Genomic DNA, 20379 nt, shown 5'->3' with positions numbered 1-20379 from the left:
CACGGGCCCGGACGCCGTACGGCGTCCGGGCCCGTCGCCTGTCCGCAGCGCTCGGCTACATTGCCCCTATGCCCGTGCGCGCCGTCCTGTGGGACCTCGACGACACCCTCTTCGACTACACCGGCTCGGACCGGGCGGGTGCGCTGCGCCACCTCCGGGCCGAGGGGCTCCTTGCCGCCCACGGTGGCGAGGAGGCGGCACTGGAGCGCTGGCGGACGGTCATGGAGACCGAGTTCACCCGTTTCCTCGCCGGCGAGGTGGGCTTTCTCGACCACCGCAGGGCCCGGGCCCGGACGTTTCTGGAATCCCCGCTCCTCTCCGACGCCGAGGCCGATGCCTGGTTCGGCCGGTATATCGCCCATTACCAGGCGTCCTGGGTCCTCTTCCCGGACTCCGCGCCCGTACTGGAGGCGCTGGCGCCGCTGGTACGGCAGGCGGTGCTGTCCAACGCCACCACCGCCAACCAGGAGCACAAGCTGGCCGTCCTCGGGATCCGCGGGGCCTTCGAGGCGGTGCTCTGCGCCGATGAGCTGGGGTACGCCAAGCCGGCCGCGGAGGCATTCCACGGCGCCTGTAAGGCGCTTGGCCTAACGCCCGACAACGTGGTCTACGTGGGCGACAAACTCGATATCGACGCGCTCGGCGCCCGGGATGCCGGACTCGGAGCCGTATGGCTGGACCGTGCGGGCACTGGGAAGGCGGTGGGGGAGGAGCTGCCGCCGGGGGTGCGGCGGATCGTGAGTCTGGCGGAGCTCCCCGAGCTGTTGCGCGGAACTATCGGTTTTGGTGCGCCGTCCACGATCAGGTAATGTTCTTCCTGCGCCGCCCGAGAGGGCCGAAAGGCCCGGCCGGAAAGCGCAAACCAAACAAACCCCCTACGGGGGTTGAGTTTTGGTGGGCTATGGTGTAATTGGCAGCACGACGGTTTCTGGTTCCGTTAGTCTAGGTTCGAGTCCTGGTAGCCCAGCAAGAGATCTTTCGGTCCACCGTGATCGTGCTGAAGGTTTCTTGATCGCAGTATCAGGCCCCCGTTGTGTAGCGGCCTAGCACGCCGCCCTCTCAAGGCGGTAGCGCCGGTTCGAATCCGGTCGGGGGTACAGATCCTTCCTCTCCGTCTCCTTCGGGTCGCTCCCGGATGCGACGATGTAGAGCCCATGCGACTCCGGTTGCATGGAGGATCGCTAGGGCCCCCGTTGTGTAGCGGCCTAGCACGCCGCCCTCTCAAGGCGGTAGCGCCGGTTCGAATCCGGTCGGGGGTACTGGTCTAAACCACCATGGGCTATGGTGTAATTGGCAGCACGAGTGATTCTGGTTCATTTAGTCTAGGTTCGAGTCCTGGTAGCCCAGCGCGGTGTGTCCTCGGGACACGTCAACTGCAGGAAAACTTGCCCCCGTTGTGTAGCGGCCTAGCACGCCGCCCTCTCAAGGCGGTAGCGCCGGTTCGAATCCGGTCGGGGGTACAAGAAGAGAAAGCCCCCCGCATCATGCGGGGGGCTTTCTCGTGTCAACTGCTGCTGCCGAAGCGCTTGTTGGACTCCTCGGCCTCCGCCAGCCGGCGCAGGCTCAGCAGCACCGGCTCGTAGAGCACGGTCAGGGCCACCGCCGCCTCCACCTGCTCCGCCGGGGTCCCGAACTCCTCGACCAGATCCAGGTCGGCGACGGCGAGCTGTGCTGCCTGACGGGCGTAGGGCAGCAGATGCGGGATGTCGCAGGCGTAGTCGAGGCGGTGCAGTGCGGCGATGGCCGAGACGAGCATGCCGAACGCGCGGGAGCTGTCGGCGATCTCCAGGTTGAAGTGCCAGTCGAGCTGCCCCAGTAGCTCCGTTGCGGTGCGCCGGGCGACCGCCGTCGAGGGGGCGCTCTCGTCGGGCTCCGGGCCGTGGGGGAGTGCTTCCACGGCGATGCCGAGGCGGGAGAGGTGGTCCTGGGAGTCGTCCTCGACGGCGGCCAGGACGTCCCGGGCCGTGCCCACGGGGACCCGGCCGACCTGGATCAGCGCCCGGACCAGGCGCAGCCGCCGCAGATGCTCCTCGTCGTACTCGGACTGGGTGGCGGTGATCCGCCGGCCCGGAGGCAGCAGCCGCTCGCGTAGGTAGTACTTGATCGTGGCGGTCGATACCCCGCTGCGCTCGCTCAGCTCAGCCAGCCGCATTCCTCTTGCACCTTCCATTGGAGAGTGTCACTATCTAAGCATGGATAGCGACGCTATCCAATGTCGAATGGGGGCGTCATGAGTGGCAAGCCGGTGCAGGGACGGATGACGACGGACGGCGATCGGGAGGTGGTGGTCTTCCTTATCGGGATGCGGGTCAACAACTGGCGTGCGGTGCGCAGTTGGCTGCCGGTGTTCCTCGCGATGCCGCGCATGATCAAGGAGCTGGCCGGCGATCCGGGCAGCGGGATGATCGGCTACCGGCTGCTTCTCGGGCTGCCGAGGGGCGTCGCCGTCCTGCAGTACTGGGACTCGAAGGAGAAGCTGTTCGCGTACGCCACGGACCAGAGTGGCGAGCACCGGCCGGCCTGGGTGGCGTTCAACCGTCGGGCGCGGGAGGGGCGGGACAAGGTCGGCTTCTGGCACGAGACCTACGCCGTCCCGGCGGGCTCGTACGAGAGCATCTACATCAACATGCCGTCGTTCGGGCTGGGCGAGGCCCTGGGGGCGGTGCCGGTCGGCCGCCGCGGGGAGCGGGCCGCGGAGCGGATGGCGGCCTGAGCGCCTGGGGCGGCCCCGTGCGGATTGCCCGCAGGGGGCCGCCCCTTTTTTCGGCATCGTGACCGTGGCCGACAGCGGCCCCTGCCCCGGCCCGCCCCGCCGCGGGGTGCTCAGCCGTTGCGGCGCAGCCCCTCGGAGAGGCGGGCCGCCGCGTCGATGACCGCCTGGGCATGCATCCGGCCGGGGTGACGGGTCAGCCGCTCGATCGGGCCGGAGACCGATACGGAGGCCACCACGCGGTTGGAGGGGCCGCGCACGGGGGCGGAGACCGAGGCCACGCCCGGCTCCCGCTCGCCGATCGACTGGGCCCAGCCGCGGCGCCGTACGCCGGAGAGGGCGGTGGCCGTGAAGCGCGCGCCCTGCAGACCGCGGTGCAGCCGCTCGGGCTCCTCCCAGGCCATCAGGATCTGGGCGGCCGAGCCCGCCTTCATGGGGAGCGTGGAGCCGACCGGGACGGTGTCCCGCAATCCGGACAGTCGTTCCGCCGCCGCCACACAGATCCGCATATCGCCCTGCCGGCGATAGAGCTGGGCGCTTTCGCCCGTCACATCGCGCAGATGCGTGAGCACCGGACCGGCCGTGGCCAGCAGGCGGTCCTCGCCGGCCGCCGCGGCCAGCTCGGACAGGCGGGGGCCCAGGATGAACCGGCCCTGCATGTCCCTCGCCACCATCCGGTGGTGTTCCAGTGCCACGGCCAGCCGGTGGGCCGTGGGTCGTGCAAGCCCTGTCGCCGCGACCAGCCCGGCGAGGGTGGCCGGACCGGACTCCAGAGCGCTCAAAACCAGAGCTGCCTTGTCGAGAACGCCGACGCCGCTAGAGTTGTCCATGCAACGATACTCGCGTCTCACACTGTGAAACGCAAGTTCAGTTTTCCAGGAAAGTCGTCAATCTGTAGGTGTGGCCCTGGACCAGGGCCCGGCGTAAGGCCCGGCAGGGGGACTTCTGCGGGCATCGCGCACGGACGAGAAAGGCCGGCGATGCGGCCGGCCGGAGGGAAAGCGATGGGACGGACACTCGCGGAGAAGGTCTGGGACGATCATGTCGTCCGGCGCGCGGAAGGCGAGCCCGACCTTCTCTTCATCGATCTGCACCTGCTGCACGAGGTCACCAGCCCGCAGGCGTTCGACGGCCTCCGCAAGGCCGGCCGCCAGGTGCGCCGCACGGACCTGACCATCGCCACCGAGGACCACAACACCCCCACCCTCGACATCGACAAGCCGATCGCAGACCCGGTCTCGCGCACCCAGCTGGAGACGCTGCGCAAGAACTGCGCGGAGTTCGGCGTCCGGCTGCACCCGCTGGGCGATGTCGAGCAGGGTGTTGTCCACGTCGTGGGACCGCAGTTGGGACTGACCCAGCCCGGCACCACGGTGGTCTGCGGTGACAGCCACACCTCCACCCACGGAGCCTTCGGCGCGCTGGCGTTCGGCATCGGCACCAGCCAGGTCGAGCACGTCCTGGCCACCCAGACGCTGCCGCTGGCGCCCTTCAAGACCATGGCGATCACCGTCGACGGCGAGCTGCCCGAGGGCGTGACGGCCAAGGACCTCATCCTGGCGATCATCGCCAGGATCGGCACCGGCGGCGGCCAGGGCTACGTCCTGGAATACCGCGGCCCGGCCATCGAGAAACTGTCGATGGAAGCCCGGATGACCATCTGCAACATGTCGATCGAGGCGGGCGCGCGGGCCGGCATGATCGCCCCCGACAAGACCACCTTCGACTACCTGCAGGGCCGCGACCACGCCCCCCGGGGCGAGGACTGGGACGCCGCCGTCGCGTACTGGCGGACGCTGCGCACCGACGACGACGCGGTCTTCGATGCCGAGGTGCACATCGACGCCTCCGCACTGGCCCCGTTCGTCACCTGGGGCACCAACCCCGGCCAGGGCGCACCGCTTTCGGCGAGCGTCCCCGACCCGGCTTCGTACGAGGACGCCTCGGAGCGCTACGCCGCCGAAAAGGCCCTGGAATACATGGGGTTGACGGCGGGTCAGCCGCTGCGCGAGATCAACGTGGACACGGTCTTCGTAGGTTCGTGCACCAACGGCCGCATCGAGGACCTGCGCTCCGCGGCCTCGATCCTGGAGGGCCGCAAGGTCGCCGACGGCGTACGGATGCTGATCGTTCCCGGCTCGGTCCGGGTCTCCCTGGAGGCCGTCGCCGAGGGTCTCGACAAGGTCTTCACCGCGGCGGGCGCCGAATGGCGGCATGCGGGCTGCTCGATGTGCCTGGGCATGAACCCCGACCAGCTGGCCCCCGGTGAGCGCTCCGCGTCCACCTCCAACCGCAACTTCGAGGGCCGGCAGGGCAAGGGCGGGCGGACGCACCTGGTCTCGCCGCAGGTTGCCGCCGCAACGGCGGTTCTCGGCCATCTGGCCTCACCGGCCGATCTGTCCGACGCAGCCGTCGCCACGCCCGCGGGAGTCTGAACCATGGAAGCTTTCACCACCCACACCGGCCGGGCCGTCCCGCTGCGCCGCAGCAATGTCGACACCGACCAGATCATCCCTGCTCACTGGCTGAAGAAGGTCACCCGCGACGGCTTCGAGGACGGGCTGTTCGAGGCCTGGCGCAAGGACCCGCAGTTCGTCCTCAACCAGGAGCGGTACAAGGGCGCCACGGTGCTGGTGGCCGGCCCCGACTTCGGTACCGGCTCCTCGCGTGAGCACGCCGTCTGGGCGCTGCAGAACTACGGCTTCAAGGCCGTCATCTCCTCGCGGTTCGCCGACATCTTCCGTGGCAACTCCCTCAAGAACGGCCTGCTGACGGTGGTCCTGCCGCAGGAGACCGTGGACCGGCTGCAGCAGCTGCTGGAGGCCGACCCGACCGCCGAGGTGACCGTTGACCTGGTCGGCAGGCAGGTCCGTGCCGAGGGCGTCAGCGCCGACTTCGAGCTGGACGAGAACGCCCGTTGGCGGCTGCTGGAGGGGCTGGACGACATCAGCCTCACCCTTCGGGAGGAGTCGTCCATCGTGGAGTACGAGGCGAACAGGCCGTCGTTCAAGCCGCGTACCATCGAGGTCTGACCTCGGGTTTTATGGCTCAAAGCTATATTGCGTACGATGCGCCCCCTGTGCAGTTGGCAGGGGGCGCTTCTGCTTGTCGAGGCGGCTGTTGAGGCCCCGTGAAGCGACAACTCGGCGCAGATGGCACAATTAGCGCATGGAACGCGACGACCAACTCGAGCTCTACGGTCTCGTCGCCGACCGGCTCAAGGACGCACATACAAGAGTGCGCACACTGCAAGTCCCGGAGGGCGTACGGATGGCGCTGACCCGGAAGCTGCTCGTCATCACGGCCGCGGCTAAACACGATCTTGCGGACGCGGCAAGGCGTCTGGAGTGGTTCATCGCAGACCTCGACGAAGGTCGTTATCCCGAAGATGCGCGTGCCGACGGAAGTCCGTGAAGGTCGAGTTCGTTGCGGCACAAGGGTGATTAGCCCGTTTCGTGTTTGATTTGCGGTATATATCTGCCTAACGTGCGAAAAAGCTTGGAATCTTTCGTTCCAGCAATGTCTCCGAAGGGGAAGACGTGAACAAGGCGCAGCTCGTAGAAGCCATTGCCGACAAGCTCGGCGGCCGTCAGAACGCCGCGGACGCGGTGGATGCCGTACTGGACGCAATCGTCCGTTCAGTTGTCTCCGGCGACCGCGTTTCGGTCACCGGATTCGGCTCGTTCGAGAAGGTCGACCGCCCCGCCCGCTACGCCCGCAACCCGCAGACGGGTGAGCGCGTGCGGGTCAAGAAGACCTCTGTTCCGCGCTTCCGCGCCGGTCAGGGCTTCAAGGACCTGGTGAGCGGCTCGAAGAAGCTCCCCAAGGGCGGAGAGGTCTCGGTCAAGAAGGCCCCCAAGGGCAGCCTCTCCGGTGGTACGGCCATCAAGAAGGCCGCCGCCAAGAAGGCCACCGCCAAGAAGACCGCCGCGAAGAAGGCGACGGCGAAGAAGACGACCACGGCGAAGAAGACCACCGCGGCGAAGAAGACCACCGCCAAGAAGACGACGGCGAAGAAGACCGCCACGAAGGCCACCGCCAAGAAGGCGGCCCCGGCCAAGAAGACCACCGCGAAGAAGGCCACCGCGAAGAAGACCGCCCCCGCCAAGAAGGCGACGGCGAAGAAGGCCCCCGCGAAGAAGGCCACCGCACGCAAGACCACCGCCAAGAAGACCACCGCACGCAAGCGGTAATTCAGCAGCGGCGACGCCATGCGTCGGGCCGGTCTCCCTTCGGGGAGCCCGGCCCGCGGCGCGTTCGGGGCCCTTCCGGGCGGGCACCTACCGGGTCCCTCCCGGCCCACGGGCGGGAGGCAGGGATCGAGGGGCGCTCGTCTAGGCTCTCTCCCATGCAGGCCACCGCGTATACGTACGACTCCGAGACCCGCTCCGGCAGTGTGCTGCTGGACGACGGCACCCCGCTGCCCTTCGACGCGGCGGCCTTCGACGCCGGCGGTCTGTTGCTGCTGCGGCCCGGTCAGCGGGTCCGCATCGACGTCACCGGCGAAGGGGACGACCGGCAGATCGCCCTGATCACGCTCCAGACACTCTGACCGATCACGCTCCGGACGCTCCGACCGATCACGCTCTGGCCTGCGGCGGCAGCCGCCGCGGGGAGCCGTCCGGCGCGTCGGCCGCCGTGGCCGCCCGGCCCGCCCCGCCCACCAGCTGCGGCGCCTGGAGCGCCGTGTGCGGGCCCACGCCCAGTGCCAGCGCGGCCAGCAGATCCTCGCCGGTGTCCACGTCCCGGCGCACCGAGGGCACCGTGGACGTGGTGATCTCCCGCGCCCCGGATGCCAGGTGACGGGCCCGGGAGGGACCTCCGAATGCCGGTTCCAATTCCACTCCGGAAGCCGCGGTCAGAAGTGTTGTCCCGATATCCGCCGCATCTGCGAGAAATGCACGGGGAAATAGCGAAGCGGAATGGAGCACCTGTTCCAGTTCGGCGGGGCGCAGCGCCGGAAGATCGGCGTTCAGCGCGGCGAGGGCCGCGCCCGGGCGACGCGCCCGGACCGCGCCCGCGCCATGGGCCAGTGCCGCGTTGAGCCCGCGGGCCGGTGTGTCGGGCACGATGCGCGCGCCCAGCGCCGCCAGGCGCCCCGCGGCCAGCCGGTCGTCCGTGACAACCGCCACATCCCGGACGTCTTTGCAGGCCAACGCCGCTGCCACGGTATCCAGGGCGAAGGCGAGGGCCAGCCGGGGCCGGAACTCCTCACCGGCGGCCGGGGAGAGCCTGCTCTTGGCCTGCAGCAGCGGTTTCAGCGGTACCACCAGGCTCCAGCCCACATCCGCTCCGTCTCTTCGCATCGAGGCCATTCTCACCTGCTGCCGCCGCTCTCCGGGGGCGTCGGGGTTACGGTGTCCTCGACATAGCGGGTACCTGGGGCGACACTTGTGCGGCTGCCGGCCCGCAGCAGCTTTGCAGGTCCCACAAGGAGGGTGTCCCAGTGTCCCGCCGCAGAATCGGCTTCTGGTACCGCTTGGCCGCGGTCATCTGCAAACCGCCGCTCTTGGTTCTGTTCAAGCGGGACTGGCAGGGAATGGAGCACATTCCGGCCGACGGCGGATTTATCACCGCGGTCAACCACAACTCGTATCTTGATCCGCTCTCCTATGCGCACTATCAGTACAACACCGGGCGGGTCCCCCGATTCCTCGCCAAGGCCGGACTCTTCAAGAGCGGCTTTGTCGGTCTGATGATGCGCGGCACCGGGCAGATCCCCGTCTACCGGGAAACCACCGACGCCGCCACCGCCTTCCGCGCCGCCGTCAGCGCCATCGAGAAGGGCGAATGCGTCGCCTTCTACCCCGAGGGCACCCTCACCCGCGACCCCGAGCTGTGGCCCATGCAGGGCAAGACCGGTGCCGCCCGGGTGGCATTGCTGACCAAGGCGCCGGTCATTCCCGTGGCGCAGTGGGGCGCCAATGACGCGATGCCGCCGTACGCCAAGGAGAAGAAGCTCCGCCTCCTGCCGCGCAAGACGCTGCGCGTACAGGCCGGGCCGCCGGTCGATCTGAGCGCGTTCCACGACCAGGAGCCGACCGCCGAGGTGCTGCGGGCCGTCACCGAGGTCATCATGGCGGCGATCACCGAGCAGCTGGCCGTCGTGCGCGGCGAGCCCGCGCCGGCCGAACCGTACGACTGGCGCAAGGCGATCGCCCGGGAGCGCCGCACCGCCCGGGAAGCCGCCAAGACGGCCCGGGGCGCCGCCGCGGCCAACGCTCCCGCCGAGCGGGCCGCCGCCCCGGAACCGGCCGTCGGCCCGCAGCAGGCCCGAAGCACCCAGCAGGCACAGGAGGATGAAAGCAAGTGACGCGCTGCGCCGTCTACGGCACGGGGTCCTGGGGTACCGCCTTCGCGATGGTGCTCGCCGACGCGGGATGCGAGGTGACCCTGTGGGGACGCCGTACGGCCCTGGTCGACGCCATCAACAACGGCCGTACGAACCCTGACTATCTGCCGGGGGTCGAGCTGCCCGCGTCCGTACGGGCCACCACCGACCCGGCGGAAGCGGCGCGCGGCGCGGAGTTCGCGGTGCTGGCCGTCCCCGCCCAGACGCTGCGCGGCAATCTCGCCGAATGGGCGCCGCTGCTGCCCGACGGGACGGTCCTGGTCTCCCTGATGAAGGGCGTCGAACTGGGCACGGCCAAGCGCATGAGCGAGGTCATCGAGGAGGTGGCCAAGGTCCCCGCGGAGCGCGTCGCGGTGCTGACCGGCCCCAATCTCGCCAAGGAGATCGCCGCCCGGCAGCCCGCCGCCGCCGTGGTGGCCTGCGCCGACGAGGCGGTCGCCCGGCGCTTCCAGACCGCCTGCCACACCGCGTACTTCCGCCCGTACACCAACACCGACGTGGTGGGCTGCGAACTGGGCGGTGCGGTCAAGAACGTCATCGCGCTCGCCGTCGGCATCGTCACCGGCATGGGCCTGGGCGACAACGCCAAGGCGTCCCTGATCACCCGCGGTCTGGCCGAGACCACCCGGCTCGGCCTCGCCATGGGCGCCGATGCGCACACCTTCGCCGGGCTGGCCGGCATGGGCGACCTCGTCGCCACCTGCTCCTCGCCGCTGTCGCGCAACAACACCTTCGGCACCAACCTCGGCCGCGGTATGACGCTCCAGGAGACCATCGCGGTCACCAAGCAGACCGCCGAGGGCGTCAAGTCCTGCGAATCCGTACTGGATCTGGCCCGCAGGCACGGCGTCGACATGCCGCTCACCGAGACGGTCGTGGAGATCGTCCACGAGGGCAAGCCGCCGATGGTCGCCCTCAAGGAGCTGATGTCGCGCAGCGCCAAGTCCGAACGGCACTGAAGCCGGAGCCCGAAACGTCCGGTCCGGCACCGTTCCGTCCCGGTGCCGCGCCCCCGGCACCCCGGCGGCCGTCGGCGCGACGCCACCAACGGCCGCCGCAGCACTGACTCCGCGCCGGTCAGCAGGTACCCTCAACCCGATATGAGCAGCGAGACCTCCCCACACAAGCCCCGCGTCGCCGTCGTGTTCGGCGGCCGCAGCTCCGAGCACGCGATCTCCGTGCTCACGGCCGGCGCCGTGCTGCGCGCCATCGACCGCGACAAGTACGACGTGCTGCCCATCGGCATCACCACCGACGGCCGCTGGGCGCTGACCGCCGACGACCCCGAGCGGATGGTCATCGCGGACCGGCAGCTGCCCTCGGTGGCCGCGCTCGCCGAGTCCACCGAGGGCGGCGTGGTGCTCCCCGTCGACCCCACCAACCGCGAGGTCGTGTACAGCGAGCCGGGCTCGGTCCCCAAGGCGCTGGGCGAGGTCGACGTCGTCTTCCCGGTGCTGCACGGCCCCTACGGGGAGGACGGCACCCTGCAGGGCCTGCTGGAGCTCTCCGGTGTGCCCTACGTCGGCTCGGGCGTGCTCGCCTCCGCCGTCGGCCAGGACAAGGACTACATGAAGCGGGTGTTCACCTCCTTCGGGCTGCCGGTCGGCCCGTACGAGGTCATCCGCCCCCGCGAGTGGGAAAACGATCCGGCAGCCGCCCGCAGGAAGATCGTGGACTTCGCCGGCGAACACGGCTGGCCGCTCTTCGTGAAGCCCGCCCGGGCCGGCTCGTCCATGGGCATCACCAAGGTCGACGACCTCGGCGGCCTGGACGAGGCGATCGAGGAAGCCCGCCGGCACGACCCCAAGATCCTCGTGGAGTCGCTGCTGCGCGGCCGCGAGATCGAGTGCGGGGTGCTGGAGTTCGAGGACGGCCCGCGGGCCAGCGTGCCGGCCGAGATCCCGCCGGTCACCGCGCACGACTTCTACGACTTCGAGGCCAAGTACATCGACTCGGCGGACGGGATCGTGCCGGCCCCGCTGAGCGACGAGCAGACCGCGCAGGTCCAGGAGCTGGCCGTCGCGGCCTTCGAGGCGGCGTCCTGCGAGGGACTGGTGCGCGCGGACTTCTTCCTGCAGGACAACGGCGAGTTCGTGATCAACGAGATCAATACGCTCCCCGGGTTCACGCCCATCTCGATGTACCCGCGGATGTGGCAGGAGAGCGGTGTGAGCTACCCGGAGCTGATCGACCGGCTCCTGCAGGCCGCGCTGCAGCGCTCCACGGGACTGCGCTGAACCGACCGCCCGCCCCGGCGCCCGGTCCGCCCTTCGGGGGAGACACCCTCTGACCCCCCTAGGCTCCCTAGGCCCCTAGACCCCGGTGGGAACCGTCTTCTTCACGGCGCCCCCGAGATCGGTGAGTGCATCGACCTCGGGGGCGTACTTCCCGGGAACGGTCACCTCGACGAAGGCCTTGCGCAGCACCGTCGTGAAGCGGTAGCCGTCGTCCTGCTTCTCAAAGAGCCATTCGACCCCGTTGACTTCCGCCGCGTCGGCACCGGGGTTGTAATGTTCACTCCCGTACGTCAGAACGTCGGGCTTCGGCACCCCGCAGCGCAGTTTCACGGCAGGATCGCCCCATATGGCAGTGAAGTCGGATACGGGCTCGGGGGTACCCCGCTTCAGCCCGTCCACGGTCGGCGGCAACTCCTTGTGCAGCGCCTTGCAGTACCGCGCCGCCGCCCCCTCGGGGGAGGGCACGGCCACGTCTTCGGAAGAGGAGCAGCTCACCGCGGCGAACAGCACGGTGAGCACCGGAAGGGCCAGGTACCGGCGGCGCGTAGAGATCACCCGGCCGAGGATACGGGGGAGCTAGAGATGGACGACCGGGCAGGTAAGGGTGCGCGTGATGCCTTCCACTTGCTGGACCTTCGCGACCACCATGCGGCCCAGCTCATCGACCGTGCCGGCCTGAGCGCGCACGATGACGTCATAGGGACCGGTCACATCCTCGGCCTGCAGCACACCGTGGAGCGTGGAGATCGTCTCAGCTACCGCCGAGGCCTTGCCGACCTCGGTCTGGATCAGGATGTAGGCCTGTACCACGGAACCTCCAGGGCGGCTACGAGGATCATGTGGGAAGAAGGGACGCCACGGTACCGCGTCACCGTGCGGAGCGGGGAGACCCGCGCGGTGAACACGGCAAGTACGGCACAGTCGTCAGCCACGTACGGACCGTCCGTACACATGGGAAGGGCAACAGCATGAAGGGCACCGTGGGCGAGCTGGGGGAGTTCGGGCTGATCAGGGAGCTCACCTCCCGGCTCACCACCACTCCGGCCGTACGGATCGGGCCGGGTGACGACGCCGCGGTGGTCACCGCGCCGGACCGGAGGGTGGTCGCCAGCACCGACATCCTCCTGGAGGGCCGGCACTTCAGGCGCGACTGGTCCACCGCTTACGACGTCGGCCGCAAGGCCGCCGCGCAGAACCTCGCCGATATCGCGGCGATGGGCGCGGTGCCCACGGCGATCCTGCTCGGCCTGGTCGTGCCCGCGGAACTCCCCGCCACCTGGCCGACCGAGCTGATGGACGGGCTGCGCGACGAGTGCCAGGTGGCCGGCGCCGCGGTCGTCGGCGGGGACGTGGTGCGCGGCGACACCATCACCGTCGCCATCACCGCACTCGGCGATCTGCGCAACCACGAGCCGGTCACCCGGGCCGGCGCCCAGCCCGGCGACGTGGTCGCGGTCACCGGCTGGCTCGGCTGGTCCGCCGCCGGGCATGCCGTCCTCTCCCGCGGATTCCGCTCGCCGCGCGCCTTCGTGGAGGCCCACCGCCGCCCCGAGCCGCCGTACCACGCGGGCCCGGCCGCCGCCGGACTCGGTGCCACCGCCATGACGGACGTCAGCGACGGACTGGTCGCCGATCTCGGGCACATCGCCGAGGCCAGCAAGGTCCGGATCGATCTGCGGTCCGCCGGTATCGACATCCCCTCGCAGATGTCCGACATCGGCACGGCCGTGGGCGTGGACCCGATGCAGTGGGTGCTCAACGGCGGCGAGGACCATGCGATCGTCGCCACCTTCCCGCCCGAGGTGAAGCTGCCCGCCCGGTGGAAGGTCATCGGCGAGGTGCTCCATCCCTCCGCGCTGCCCCAGGTGACGGTGGACGGCGCCCCCTGGGCGAAGGCCGGCTGGGACCACTTCGGCGACAACGGGGATGACGCATAGGTCCCGTACGGCCACGGGCGACGACACCACGGGCGCCCGCAGGACCGCGGGGTGGCGCCGAGTAGATTCGGCGGTATGCACATACCTCCACGCGTCCTGACCGTCGCCGGGTCCGACTCCGGCGGCGGCGCGGGCATCCAGGCCGACCTCAAGACGATGCTGGCGCTCGGCACCCACGGCATGAGCGTGCTCACCGCCGTCACCGCCCAGAACTCCCTGGGCGTACAGGGCGCGTGGGAGCTGCCGGCCGAGGCCATACGGGCCCAGTTCCGCAGCGTCGTCGACGACATCGGCGTCCAGGCGGTGAAGACCGGGATGCTCTCTTCGGCCGGACTCGTCGAGACCGTCGCCGAACTGCTCGCCGGACTGCGGGTACCGGTCGTCGTCGACCCCGTAGGGGTCTCCAAGCACGGCGACGCACTGCTCGCCGCCACCGCCCTGGACGCGGTCCGCACCGCGCTGCTGCCGACGGCCACCGTCGCCACCCCCAACCTGGACGAGGTCGCCCAGCTGACCGGAATCCGCGTCGAGGAGGAGGCCGACATGCGCCGGGCGGCCGCCGCGATCCTGGACTTCGGTCCGCGCTGGGCGCTCATCAAGGGCGGCCATCTCCCCGCCGGCCGCGGCGACAGCGCCGTCGACCTGCTCACCGACGGCACCGAGGAGCACTGGCTGCGCGCCCCGCGGCACGACAACCGGCACACCCACGGCACCGGCTGCACCCTCGCCAGTGCGCTCGCCGCGCAGCTCGCCAAGGGGGACTCGGTCCCGCAGGCCACCGCGGCGGCGAAGGACTATGTCACCGGCGCCCTCGCGGCCGGCTTCCGGCTGGGCGCGGGCATCGGCCCCGTGGACCACGGCTGGCGCTGGCGCGACGCGCACTGAGTGCGTGCACCGCGGCTCCACGGCCGGGCGAAGCATCGCGCCGCCCGGCCCCGGCAGAAGCCGTACCGCCGCCAAGGAAACGGAAGAAGCCGTACCCGGCCCCGGAAACGGAAGAAGCCGGTCCACCACGAAGGTGGACCGGCTTCTTCCAAGCAACCGGCTCGGCTGCGCTACGGCTAAGACGTCAGCGCGAGACCTTGCCGGCCTTGATGCACGAGGTGCAGGCGTTCAGCCGCTTCGGCGTGCGCCCGATCACTGCACGCACCGTCTGGATGTTGGGGTTCCAACGACGGTTGGTACGGCGATGCGAGTGCGAGACACTCTTGCCGAAGCCCGGCCCCTTGCCGCAGACGTCGCAGTTGGCAGCCACGGGTCACTCCAAAGACTTCAGATGCACTTACGGTGAAATCCCGACGAGCCGAGTGCATTGCCCGAACGGCACCGTCAGGAGAGGAATGGCCCGATTCGCATCGGGCAACCGGAGCAGCATACAACGACCGCTCCCGTAGAACGAAACTACCACGCACCCACCGGCCCCCGCCCCGGCCCCGCCCCCGCAGCGCGGCTACTGTGCGGTGGCATCCCGCGACTCAGGAGGACGACGTGCCGTACCCGCTCGACGCCGCCGCGGTCCGCTCCTGGTGCGGGCTGGCCCTGGAGGCGCTCGGACGGGAACGCGAGCGGATCGACGCGATCAACGTCTACCCGGTGGCCGACGGCGATACCGGCACCAACCTCTATCTGACCCTCGAATCGGCGGCCCGCGCGGTCGAGGCCGCCTTCGACGGGCACGCCTCGGCCGGCACCGCGCCCCGTCTCGCCGATGCCATCGGCGCCATGGCACACGGCGCCCTCATCGGGGCGCGCGGCAACTCCGGCACGATCGTGGCGCAGCTGCTGCGCGGGATGACCGAGGTGCTGGCCGCCACCGACGGCTCCGCCGACGCCCTGCGGCAGGCGCTGCGCCGGGCCGCCGCATCGACCTACGAGGCCGTCGCCCACCCCGTGGAGGGCACCGTCCTGACGGTGGCGACCGCCGCCGCCGATGCCGCGGAACGCGCCGTGGGCGGCGATGCCGGGGCCGCCGAGGTCGCCCGCGCCGCCCACGAGGGCGCCCGCAGCGCCCTGCAGGAGACCCCCGGGCAGCTCGCGGTGCTGGGCCGGGCAGGGGTCGTGGACGCCGGCGGCTGCGGACTGGTCGCGCTGCTGGGCGCGCTCGCCGATGTGCTGTCCGGGGAGGTCTCGGCGGTACCGGTCGCCGTACGCGCCGACGCCCCGCTCCCCGAGGCGGCCGGGTGCGAGGTCGCGGGCCGGGTGGCGGCGGACGGCCGCGGGGACCCGGACGGGCCCGCCTTCGAGGTGATCTATCTGCTGGAGGCCGACGACGGCGCCGTGGCGCGGCTGCGGGCCCGGCTCGACGGGCTCGGCGACTCCCTTGTGGTGGTCGGCGGGGACGGCCTGTGGAACGTCCACGTCCATGTCGACGACGCGGGCGCCGCCGTGGAGGCCGGCATCGAGGCGGGCCGCCCGTACCGGATCCGGATCACGCACTTCGGCGGCGCCCGCGCCAAGGAACCGGAGATGACGGCGCGGGCCGTGGTCGCGGTGGTGCCGGGTGCCGGGCTCGCCGGACTGTGTGCCCAGGCCGGCGCGACCCCCGTCCCGGTACGCCCCGGGGAGCCGCCCGCCAGCGGCGAACTGGTGCAGGCGATCCGGCAGGCGCACGCCCGTGAGGTGATGCTGCTGCCGAACGACGCCGACCTGCGGCACACCGCGGCGGCCGCCGCCGAAGAGGCCCGCGCCGAAGGCGTACGGGTCGCACTCATCCCCACCCGCTCCGCCGTCCAGGGCCTCGCGGCGCTGGCCGTGCACGAACCGGGCCGCAGCTTCGACGAGGACGTGGTCGCGATGACCGCGGCCGCGGGCGCCACCCGTTACGCCGAGCTGGCCCTCGCCGAGCGGCAGTCGTGGACGATGGCCGGCGTCTGCCAGGCCGGGGACGTCCTCGGCCTGATCGACGGCGATGTCGCGGTGATCGGCTCCGACCTCACCGGCACCGCGGTGACGGTGCTCGACCGGATGCTGTCCGCGGGCGGGGAGATGGTGACCCTGGTCCTCGGCACGCAGGCGCCCGACGGGCTCGCCGAGCGTCTGGAGGGGTATGTCCGCGAGCGTCATCTCGCCGTGGACACGGTCGTCTACGACGGCGGCCAGCACGCCGCTCCGTTGCTCATCGGCGTGGAGTGAGCGCGCGAGTCGGTGTGAACGCGCGGCCGGTGTGAACCCGCGGGGCCGGTGTGAGCGCGCGTGCCGGTGTGAGCGTGCGGACCGGTGTGAGCGCGCCGGGCGGGTGAGCCGGCCGCGATTGTCACAGGCGTGGTGTGCAATAGAGGCGTGGCAGCGCTCGACGAACCTCTCAAGAAAATTCTCGGTGGCACCACCGCAAAGGTGCTGGCCGAGCATCTCGACCTGCATACGGTCGGCGACCTGTTGCACCACTATCCGCGCCGTTACGCCGAGCGTGGTGAACTGACCCGCCTCTCGGACCTCCCGCTGGACGAACACGTCACGGTCGTCGCCCAGGTCGCGGATTCCCGGGTGCTGAAGTTCAACGGAGGCCGGGGACAGCGCCTGGAGGTGACGCTCACCGACGGCAGCGGCCGCCTCCGGCTGGTCTTCTTCGGCAAGGGCATCCACAAGCCGCACAAGGATCTGCTGCCCGGACGCCGGGCGATGTTCGCTGGCAAGGTGTCGGTCTTCAACCGCAAACTCCAGCTCGCCCACCCCGAATACGAGCTCCTCGACGGCGATGCCGAGGGCGGGGCCGATGCGGTCAGCGCCTTCGCCGGGCAGCTCCTGCCGATCTACCCGGCCTGCCAGCAGATGGCGTCCTGGAAGATCGCCAAGGCGGTCGACGCGGTGCTGCCCAGTGCGCCGGACGCCGTCGATCCGCTGCCCGAAGCGCTCCGGGACGGCCGGGAGCTGGTCCCGCTCACCGAGGCGCTGCTCAAGATCCACCGGCCGGCGAGCAAGGCCGATATCGCCGCCGCGCGGGACCGGCTGAAGTGGGACGAGGCGTTCGTCCTGCAGGTCGCCCTCGCCCGGCGCCGCCTCGCCGAGACCCAACTCCCCGCGGTGGCAAGAGTGTTGACCGCCGGCGGCATCCTCGACGCCTTCGATGCGAAGCTGCCCTTCACGCTCACCGACGGCCAGCAGAAGGTCAGCCGGGAGATCTTCGACGACCTGGCGACCGAACACCCCATGCACCGCCTCCTCCAGGGCGAGGTGGGCTCCGGCAAGGCCCAGCCGCTGGATGCCCTGGTGCTGACGCCGCGCGGCTTTAGTCCCATGGGGCAGATGACCGTCGGCACCGAAGTGGTGGTGCCCAGCGGTGAGCTCGCCGTGGTGGACGGCGTCTTCCCGCAGGGTGAGCGCGAGGTGTGGCGGCTGGTGCTCTCGGACGGCAGCGCCGTCGAGTGCGACGACGAGCATCTCTGGATCGTCCAGGCCGGCGATGCCGCCCAGGAGGCGGTGCTGACCACCCGCGAGCTGCGCAACGACCTCCACGACCCCGACGGCCGCCCCCGGTGGTCCATCGCCGCGGCCGTGCCGGTGGACCTCGACGACGGCGGGGACCGGCCGCTCGACCCGTATCTGGTGGGGCGGAGGCTGGCCGAGGACCGCGGCCCGGCGGCCCGGGTGCCGGACGCCTACCGCAACGCGCCGCTGAAGGACCGGCTGGCCGTGCTGCGGGGGCTGCTGGACGCCGGGAGCGGTCCCGCGGGCGCCCCTGCGGTGTTCCGTGCCGCGCACCGCCCGCTGGCCGGCGACCTCGCCTGGCTGGTGCGCTCGCTGGGCGGACGGGCGCGGCTGAGCGCCGCAGGGGAGGGGGCGTACGACGTCGAGGTGGCACTGCCGGACGCGGACGGCGTCGGCCTCCGGCGCGCCATCCGGGCCATCGAGTACGCCGGCCGCAAGCCCGTCCAGTGCATCAGCGTCCGCCACCCCGGCCACGCCTATGTGACCGACCACTTCACCGTCACCCACAACACCATGGTCGCGCTGCGCGCCATGCTCGGCGTGGTCGACAGCGGCGGTCAGGCCGCGATGCTGGCGCCGACCGAGGTCCTCGCCCAGCAGCACCACCGCTCGATCACCGAGATGATGGGGGAGCTGGCCGAGGGCGGGATGCTCGGCGGCGCGGAGCAGGGCACCAAGGTGGTGCTGCTGACCGGCTCCATGGGAGCCGCCGCCCGCCGGCAGGCGCTGCTCGATCTGGTCACCGGCGAGGCCGGGATCGTCGTCGGCACCCACGCCCTGATCGAGGACAAGGTGCAGTTCCACGACCTGGGCCTGGTCGTCGTCGACGAACAGCACCGCTTCGGCGTCGAGCAGCGGGACGCGCTTCGGGGCAAGGGGCACTCCCAGCGGGAAAAGCAGACGCCGCATCTCCTGGTCATGACGGCGACCCCCATTCCGCGCACGGTCGCCATGACCGTCTTCGGCGATCTGGAGACCTCCGTCCTGGACCAACTCCCCGCCGGACGCTCGCCGATCGCCACCCATGTGGTGCCCGCCAAGGACAAGCCGCACTTCCTCGCGCGCGCCTGGGAGCGGGTCCGCGAAGAGGTGGCGGCCGGGCATCAGGGCTATGTGGTGTGTCCCCGGATCGGCGACGAGGAGGACGCGCCCAAGGGGGCGAAGAAACCGGCCGGCTCCAAGGGGGCCGCGGACCAGGCGGGTTCACCGGAGGACGCGGAGGAGAAGCGGCCACCGCTCGCGGTGCTCGATATCGCCGGGCAGCTCGCCGAGGGGCCGCTCGCCGGGCTGCGGGTGGCGGTCCTCCACGGCCGGATGGCGCCGGACGACAAGGACGACGTGATGCGCCGGTTCGCCGCCGGTGAGCTGGATGTGCTGGTGGCGACGACCGTCATCGAGGTCGGGGTGAACGTCCCGAACGCCACCGCCATGGTGATCATGGACGCCGACCGTTTCGGCGTCTCCCAGCTGCACCAGCTCCGCGGCCGGGTCGGCCGTGGCGCCGCGCCCGGGCTGTGCCTGCTGGTCAGCGAGATGCCCGAGGCCGCCCCGGCCCGCGCCCGGCTCGCCGCCGTGGCCGCCACCCTCGACGGCTTCGAACTCTCCCGTATCGACCTGGAACAGCGACGCGAGGGCGATGTCCTGGGCCAGGCGCAGTCCGGCGTCCGCTCGTCGCTGCGGATGCTCGCGGTCATCGAGGACGAAGAGGTGATCGCGGCCGCCCGCGAGGAGGCCACCGCGCTGGTCACCGACGATCCCGAGCTGACCGGATATCCGGAGCTGCGGATCGCCCTGTCCGCCCTGCTGGACGAGGAGCGGGAGCAGTATCTGGACAAGGGGTGAGCGAGGCCGCGGCCCTTGCCGGGGCGCGTCCGGCCGCCCCCTCGCGGTCCAAGACCGCCCGCCCACGGCTCACGACCGCCCGCCCTCACGGCTCACGACCACCCGCCTCACGGCTCGACCTGCCGGCCACCACGTGAGATCGATCACCACCGGGTGCACCTCCGGGAAGCCCCGGCCGGACACCGGGCCCCGGCCGACGGAATATCGTGGAGGAGCGGAGCCCGCCCGGCTCCTCCTCACCGACCACGCGCAACGTAAGGACGGGCCCATGACCCGCGTGATCGCCGGTACGGCCGGCGGCCGCCGCTTGGCCGTACCCCCGGGAAACGGCACCCGCCCGACCTCCGACCGTGCGCGCGAGGGCATGTTCTCCACCTGGGAGGCGCTCGACGGGCCGCTGGCCGGTGCCCGGGTGCTCGATCTGTACGGCGGTTCCGGCGCGGTCGGCCTGGAGGCGCTCTCCCGCGGCGCCGCACACGTCCTGCTGGTCGAGGCCGATGCCCGCGCCGTGCGCACCATCCGGGACAACGTCCGTGCGGTCGGCCTCCCGGGCGTCGAGGTCCGGGCCGGCAAGGCCGAGCAGACCGCCTCCGCACCGCCCCCGGGCGAGCCGTACGACCTTGTCTTCCTGGACCCGCCCTACGTGGTGACCGACACGGAGTTGTGCGAGATCCTGCTCACACTCCGTGGTCAGGGCTGGCTTGCGGACGAGGCACTCGTCACCGTGGAGCGCAGCACCCGAGGCGGCGCCTTCCCCTGGCCGGACGGTTTCGCAGCGATCAAGGCCCGTCGCTACGGCGAGGGGACGCTTTGGTACGGTCGCGCCGCTTCGACGTCCGCCGAATCGGCGTCAGTAAGCGTGTCATGACCGGATCG

Annotated in this window: 21 protein-coding genes and 5 tRNA genes; 20 read left to right on the top strand and 6 right to left on the bottom strand. The window is 70.9% G+C overall.

Annotated elements, in window-relative coordinates:
• The first annotated feature begins 68 nt into the window (after nucleotides 1-68).
• The 6 genes from ACF088_RS00775 to ACF088_RS00750 all read left to right on the top strand — a co-directional run bounded on the left by ACF088_RS00775 (nucleotide 69) and on the right by ACF088_RS00750 (nucleotide 1460).
• Nucleotides 69-809, top strand: a complete 741-nt coding sequence (locus tag ACF088_RS00775) for an HAD family hydrolase (RefSeq protein WP_392373188.1) — start codon at nucleotides 69-71, stop codon at nucleotides 807-809.
• An 86-nt stretch (nucleotides 810-895) separates the two neighbouring features.
• Nucleotides 896-967: transfer RNA gene (locus ACF088_RS00770), tRNA-Gln, on the top strand.
• 57 nt (nucleotides 968-1024) lie between these two features.
• A tRNA-Glu gene (locus ACF088_RS00765) sits at nucleotides 1025-1097 on the top strand.
• An 89-nt stretch (nucleotides 1098-1186) separates the two neighbouring features.
• A tRNA-Glu gene (locus ACF088_RS00760) sits at nucleotides 1187-1259 on the top strand.
• A 16-nt stretch (nucleotides 1260-1275) separates the two neighbouring features.
• Nucleotides 1276-1347: transfer RNA gene (locus ACF088_RS00755), tRNA-Gln, on the top strand.
• Between the two features lie 40 nt (nucleotides 1348-1387).
• A tRNA-Glu gene (locus ACF088_RS00750) sits at nucleotides 1388-1460 on the top strand.
• 44 nt (nucleotides 1461-1504) lie between these two features.
• Here ACF088_RS00750 and ACF088_RS00745 read toward each other — a convergent pair.
• Nucleotides 1505-2152: a MerR family transcriptional regulator gene (locus tag ACF088_RS00745; protein ID WP_392373186.1), complete on the bottom strand. Its 648-nt coding sequence runs from the start codon at nucleotides 2150-2152 to the stop codon at nucleotides 1505-1507.
• Nucleotides 2153-2230: 78 nt separating this feature from the next.
• On the opposite strand from ACF088_RS00745, the gene ACF088_RS00740 reads away from it, so the two are divergent.
• Nucleotides 2231-2713, top strand: coding sequence for a DUF4188 domain-containing protein (locus ACF088_RS00740; RefSeq protein ID WP_392373185.1), 483 nt, complete (start codon nucleotides 2231-2233; stop codon nucleotides 2711-2713).
• A 110-nt stretch (nucleotides 2714-2823) separates the two neighbouring features.
• On the opposite strand, the gene ndgR is transcribed toward ACF088_RS00740, so the two are convergent.
• Nucleotides 2824-3540 carry an IclR family transcriptional regulator NdgR gene (gene ndgR / locus ACF088_RS00735; RefSeq protein WP_088800245.1) on the bottom strand — a complete coding sequence of 239 codons (717 nt, stop codon included), beginning with the start codon at nucleotides 3538-3540 and terminating at the stop codon, nucleotides 2824-2826.
• Nucleotides 3541-3714: 174 nt separating this feature from the next.
• Here ndgR and leuC point away from each other — a divergent pair, with 174 nt between their 5' ends.
• The 5 genes from leuC (at nucleotide 3715) to ACF088_RS00710 (ending at nucleotide 7262) form a co-directional block, all read left to right on the top strand.
• Nucleotides 3715-5145, top strand: coding sequence for a 3-isopropylmalate dehydratase large subunit (leuC, locus tag ACF088_RS00730; protein ID WP_392373184.1), 1431 nt, complete (start codon nucleotides 3715-3717; stop codon nucleotides 5143-5145).
• A gap of 3 nt (nucleotides 5146-5148) precedes the next feature.
• On the top strand, nucleotides 5149-5742 hold the full coding sequence (gene leuD, locus ACF088_RS00725) for a 3-isopropylmalate dehydratase small subunit (RefSeq protein WP_392373182.1): 594 nt from the start codon (nucleotides 5149-5151) through the stop codon (nucleotides 5740-5742).
• A 136-nt stretch (nucleotides 5743-5878) separates the two neighbouring features.
• Complete coding sequence (locus ACF088_RS00720) at nucleotides 5879-6124, top strand: hypothetical protein (RefSeq protein WP_392373180.1); 246 nt, start codon at nucleotides 5879-5881, stop codon at nucleotides 6122-6124.
• A gap of 125 nt (nucleotides 6125-6249) precedes the next feature.
• Nucleotides 6250-6903 (top strand): HU family DNA-binding protein, encoded by a 654-nt coding sequence (locus ACF088_RS00715; protein WP_392373179.1) that lies wholly within the window; start codon nucleotides 6250-6252, stop codon nucleotides 6901-6903.
• Nucleotides 6904-7058: 155 nt separating this feature from the next.
• On the top strand, nucleotides 7059-7262 hold the full coding sequence (locus ACF088_RS00710) for a hypothetical protein (protein ID WP_367213393.1): 204 nt from the start codon (nucleotides 7059-7061) through the stop codon (nucleotides 7260-7262).
• Nucleotides 7263-7290: 28 nt separating this feature from the next.
• On the opposite strand, the gene cofC is transcribed toward ACF088_RS00710, so the two are convergent.
• On the bottom strand, nucleotides 7291-8016 hold the full coding sequence (cofC, locus tag ACF088_RS00705; RefSeq protein ID WP_392373177.1) for a 2-phospho-L-lactate guanylyltransferase: 726 nt from the start codon (nucleotides 8014-8016) through the stop codon (nucleotides 7291-7293).
• A gap of 140 nt (nucleotides 8017-8156) precedes the next feature.
• On the opposite strand from cofC, the gene ACF088_RS00700 reads away from it, so the two are divergent.
• The 3 genes from ACF088_RS00700 to ACF088_RS00690 all read left to right on the top strand — a co-directional run bounded on the left by ACF088_RS00700 (nucleotide 8157) and on the right by ACF088_RS00690 (nucleotide 11299).
• Nucleotides 8157-9023: a lysophospholipid acyltransferase family protein gene (locus ACF088_RS00700; RefSeq protein WP_392373175.1), complete on the top strand. Its 867-nt coding sequence runs from the start codon at nucleotides 8157-8159 to the stop codon at nucleotides 9021-9023.
• Nucleotides 9020-10021 (top strand): NAD(P)H-dependent glycerol-3-phosphate dehydrogenase, encoded by a 1002-nt coding sequence (locus tag ACF088_RS00695; protein WP_392373174.1) that lies wholly within the window; start codon nucleotides 9020-9022, stop codon nucleotides 10019-10021. The genes ACF088_RS00700 and ACF088_RS00695 overlap by 4 nt, the downstream gene beginning before the upstream one ends.
• Before the next feature lie 141 nt (nucleotides 10022-10162).
• Nucleotides 10163-11299 carry a D-alanine--D-alanine ligase family protein gene (locus tag ACF088_RS00690; RefSeq protein ID WP_392373173.1) on the top strand — a complete coding sequence of 379 codons (1137 nt, stop codon included), beginning with the start codon at nucleotides 10163-10165 and terminating at the stop codon, nucleotides 11297-11299.
• Nucleotides 11300-11374: 75 nt separating this feature from the next.
• On the opposite strand, the gene ACF088_RS00685 is transcribed toward ACF088_RS00690, so the two are convergent.
• Entirely contained in the window at nucleotides 11375-11854 is a 480-nt protein-coding gene (locus tag ACF088_RS00685; RefSeq protein WP_392373172.1) for a DUF3515 domain-containing protein, read from the bottom strand.
• Nucleotides 11855-11875: 21 nt separating this feature from the next.
• Entirely contained in the window at nucleotides 11876-12109 is a 234-nt protein-coding gene (locus tag ACF088_RS00680; protein ID WP_392373171.1) for an Lrp/AsnC ligand binding domain-containing protein, read from the bottom strand.
• A gap of 158 nt (nucleotides 12110-12267) precedes the next feature.
• Here ACF088_RS00680 and ACF088_RS00675 point away from each other — a divergent pair, with 158 nt between their 5' ends.
• Together ACF088_RS00675 and thiD are read left to right on the top strand one after the other, a co-directional pair.
• Nucleotides 12268-13236 carry a thiamine-phosphate kinase gene (locus ACF088_RS00675; RefSeq protein ID WP_392373170.1) on the top strand — a complete coding sequence of 323 codons (969 nt, stop codon included), beginning with the start codon at nucleotides 12268-12270 and terminating at the stop codon, nucleotides 13234-13236.
• 75 nt (nucleotides 13237-13311) lie between these two features.
• Nucleotides 13312-14121, top strand: a complete 810-nt coding sequence (gene thiD / locus ACF088_RS00670) for a bifunctional hydroxymethylpyrimidine kinase/phosphomethylpyrimidine kinase (protein WP_392373168.1) — start codon at nucleotides 13312-13314, stop codon at nucleotides 14119-14121.
• A 184-nt stretch (nucleotides 14122-14305) separates the two neighbouring features.
• Here the strand turns inward: thiD and rpmB are convergent, their stop codons facing one another.
• Complete coding sequence (rpmB, locus tag ACF088_RS00665) at nucleotides 14306-14491, bottom strand: 50S ribosomal protein L28 (protein WP_018087178.1); 186 nt, start codon at nucleotides 14489-14491, stop codon at nucleotides 14306-14308.
• Nucleotides 14492-14724: 233 nt separating this feature from the next.
• Here rpmB and ACF088_RS00660 point away from each other — a divergent pair, with 233 nt between their 5' ends.
• The 3 genes from ACF088_RS00660 to rsmD all read left to right on the top strand — a co-directional run bounded on the left by ACF088_RS00660 (nucleotide 14725) and on the right by rsmD (nucleotide 20371).
• A complete protein-coding gene (locus ACF088_RS00660; protein ID WP_392373166.1) occupies nucleotides 14725-16368 on the top strand; it encodes a DAK2 domain-containing protein in 1644 nt (547 codons plus the stop codon).
• Between the two features lie 147 nt (nucleotides 16369-16515).
• Nucleotides 16516-19503 (top strand): helicase-related protein, encoded by a 2988-nt coding sequence (locus ACF088_RS00655; RefSeq protein WP_392373164.1) that lies wholly within the window; start codon nucleotides 16516-16518, stop codon nucleotides 19501-19503.
• A gap of 268 nt (nucleotides 19504-19771) precedes the next feature.
• Nucleotides 19772-20371 carry a 16S rRNA (guanine(966)-N(2))-methyltransferase RsmD gene (gene rsmD / locus ACF088_RS00650; RefSeq protein WP_392373163.1) on the top strand — a complete coding sequence of 200 codons (600 nt, stop codon included), beginning with the start codon at nucleotides 19772-19774 and terminating at the stop codon, nucleotides 20369-20371.
• The last annotated feature ends 8 nt before the right edge of the window (nucleotides 20372-20379 follow it).

The organism is Streptomyces sp. NPDC015125, from assembly GCF_043080045.1.
GTDB lineage: Bacteria > Actinomycetota > Actinomycetes > Streptomycetales > Streptomycetaceae > Streptomyces.
This window is presented reverse-complemented; position numbering and strand designations above follow the sequence as displayed.

Bases quoted from the DNA above. Each gene is read 5' to 3' on its own strand.
- cofC (WP_392373177.1), bottom strand. From the start codon at position 8,016: ATGCGAAGAGACGGAGCGGATGTGGGCTGGAGCCTGGTGGTACCGCTG.
- rsmD (WP_392373163.1), top strand. From the start codon at position 19,772: ATGACCCGCGTGATCGCCGGTACGGCCGGCGGCCGCCGCTTGGCCGTA.
- thiD (WP_392373168.1), top strand. From the start codon at position 13,312: ATGCACATACCTCCACGCGTCCTGACCGTCGCCGGGTCCGACTCCGGC.
- ACF088_RS00740 (WP_392373185.1), top strand. From the start codon at position 2,231: ATGAGTGGCAAGCCGGTGCAGGGACGGATGACGACGGACGGCGATCGG.
- ACF088_RS00775 (WP_392373188.1), top strand. From the start codon at position 69: ATGCCCGTGCGCGCCGTCCTGTGGGACCTCGACGACACCCTCTTCGAC.
- ACF088_RS00675 (WP_392373170.1), top strand. From the start codon at position 12,268: ATGAAGGGCACCGTGGGCGAGCTGGGGGAGTTCGGGCTGATCAGGGAG.
- ACF088_RS00710 (WP_367213393.1), top strand. From the start codon at position 7,059: ATGCAGGCCACCGCGTATACGTACGACTCCGAGACCCGCTCCGGCAGT.
- ndgR (WP_088800245.1), bottom strand. From the start codon at position 3,540: ATGGACAACTCTAGCGGCGTCGGCGTTCTCGACAAGGCAGCTCTGGTT.
- ACF088_RS00720 (WP_392373180.1), top strand. From the start codon at position 5,879: ATGGAACGCGACGACCAACTCGAGCTCTACGGTCTCGTCGCCGACCGG.
- leuD (WP_392373182.1), top strand. From the start codon at position 5,149: ATGGAAGCTTTCACCACCCACACCGGCCGGGCCGTCCCGCTGCGCCGC.
- leuC (WP_392373184.1), top strand. From the start codon at position 3,715: ATGGGACGGACACTCGCGGAGAAGGTCTGGGACGATCATGTCGTCCGG.
- ACF088_RS00745 (WP_392373186.1), bottom strand. From the start codon at position 2,152: ATGCGGCTGGCTGAGCTGAGCGAGCGCAGCGGGGTATCGACCGCCACG.
- ACF088_RS00690 (WP_392373173.1), top strand. From the start codon at position 10,163: ATGAGCAGCGAGACCTCCCCACACAAGCCCCGCGTCGCCGTCGTGTTC.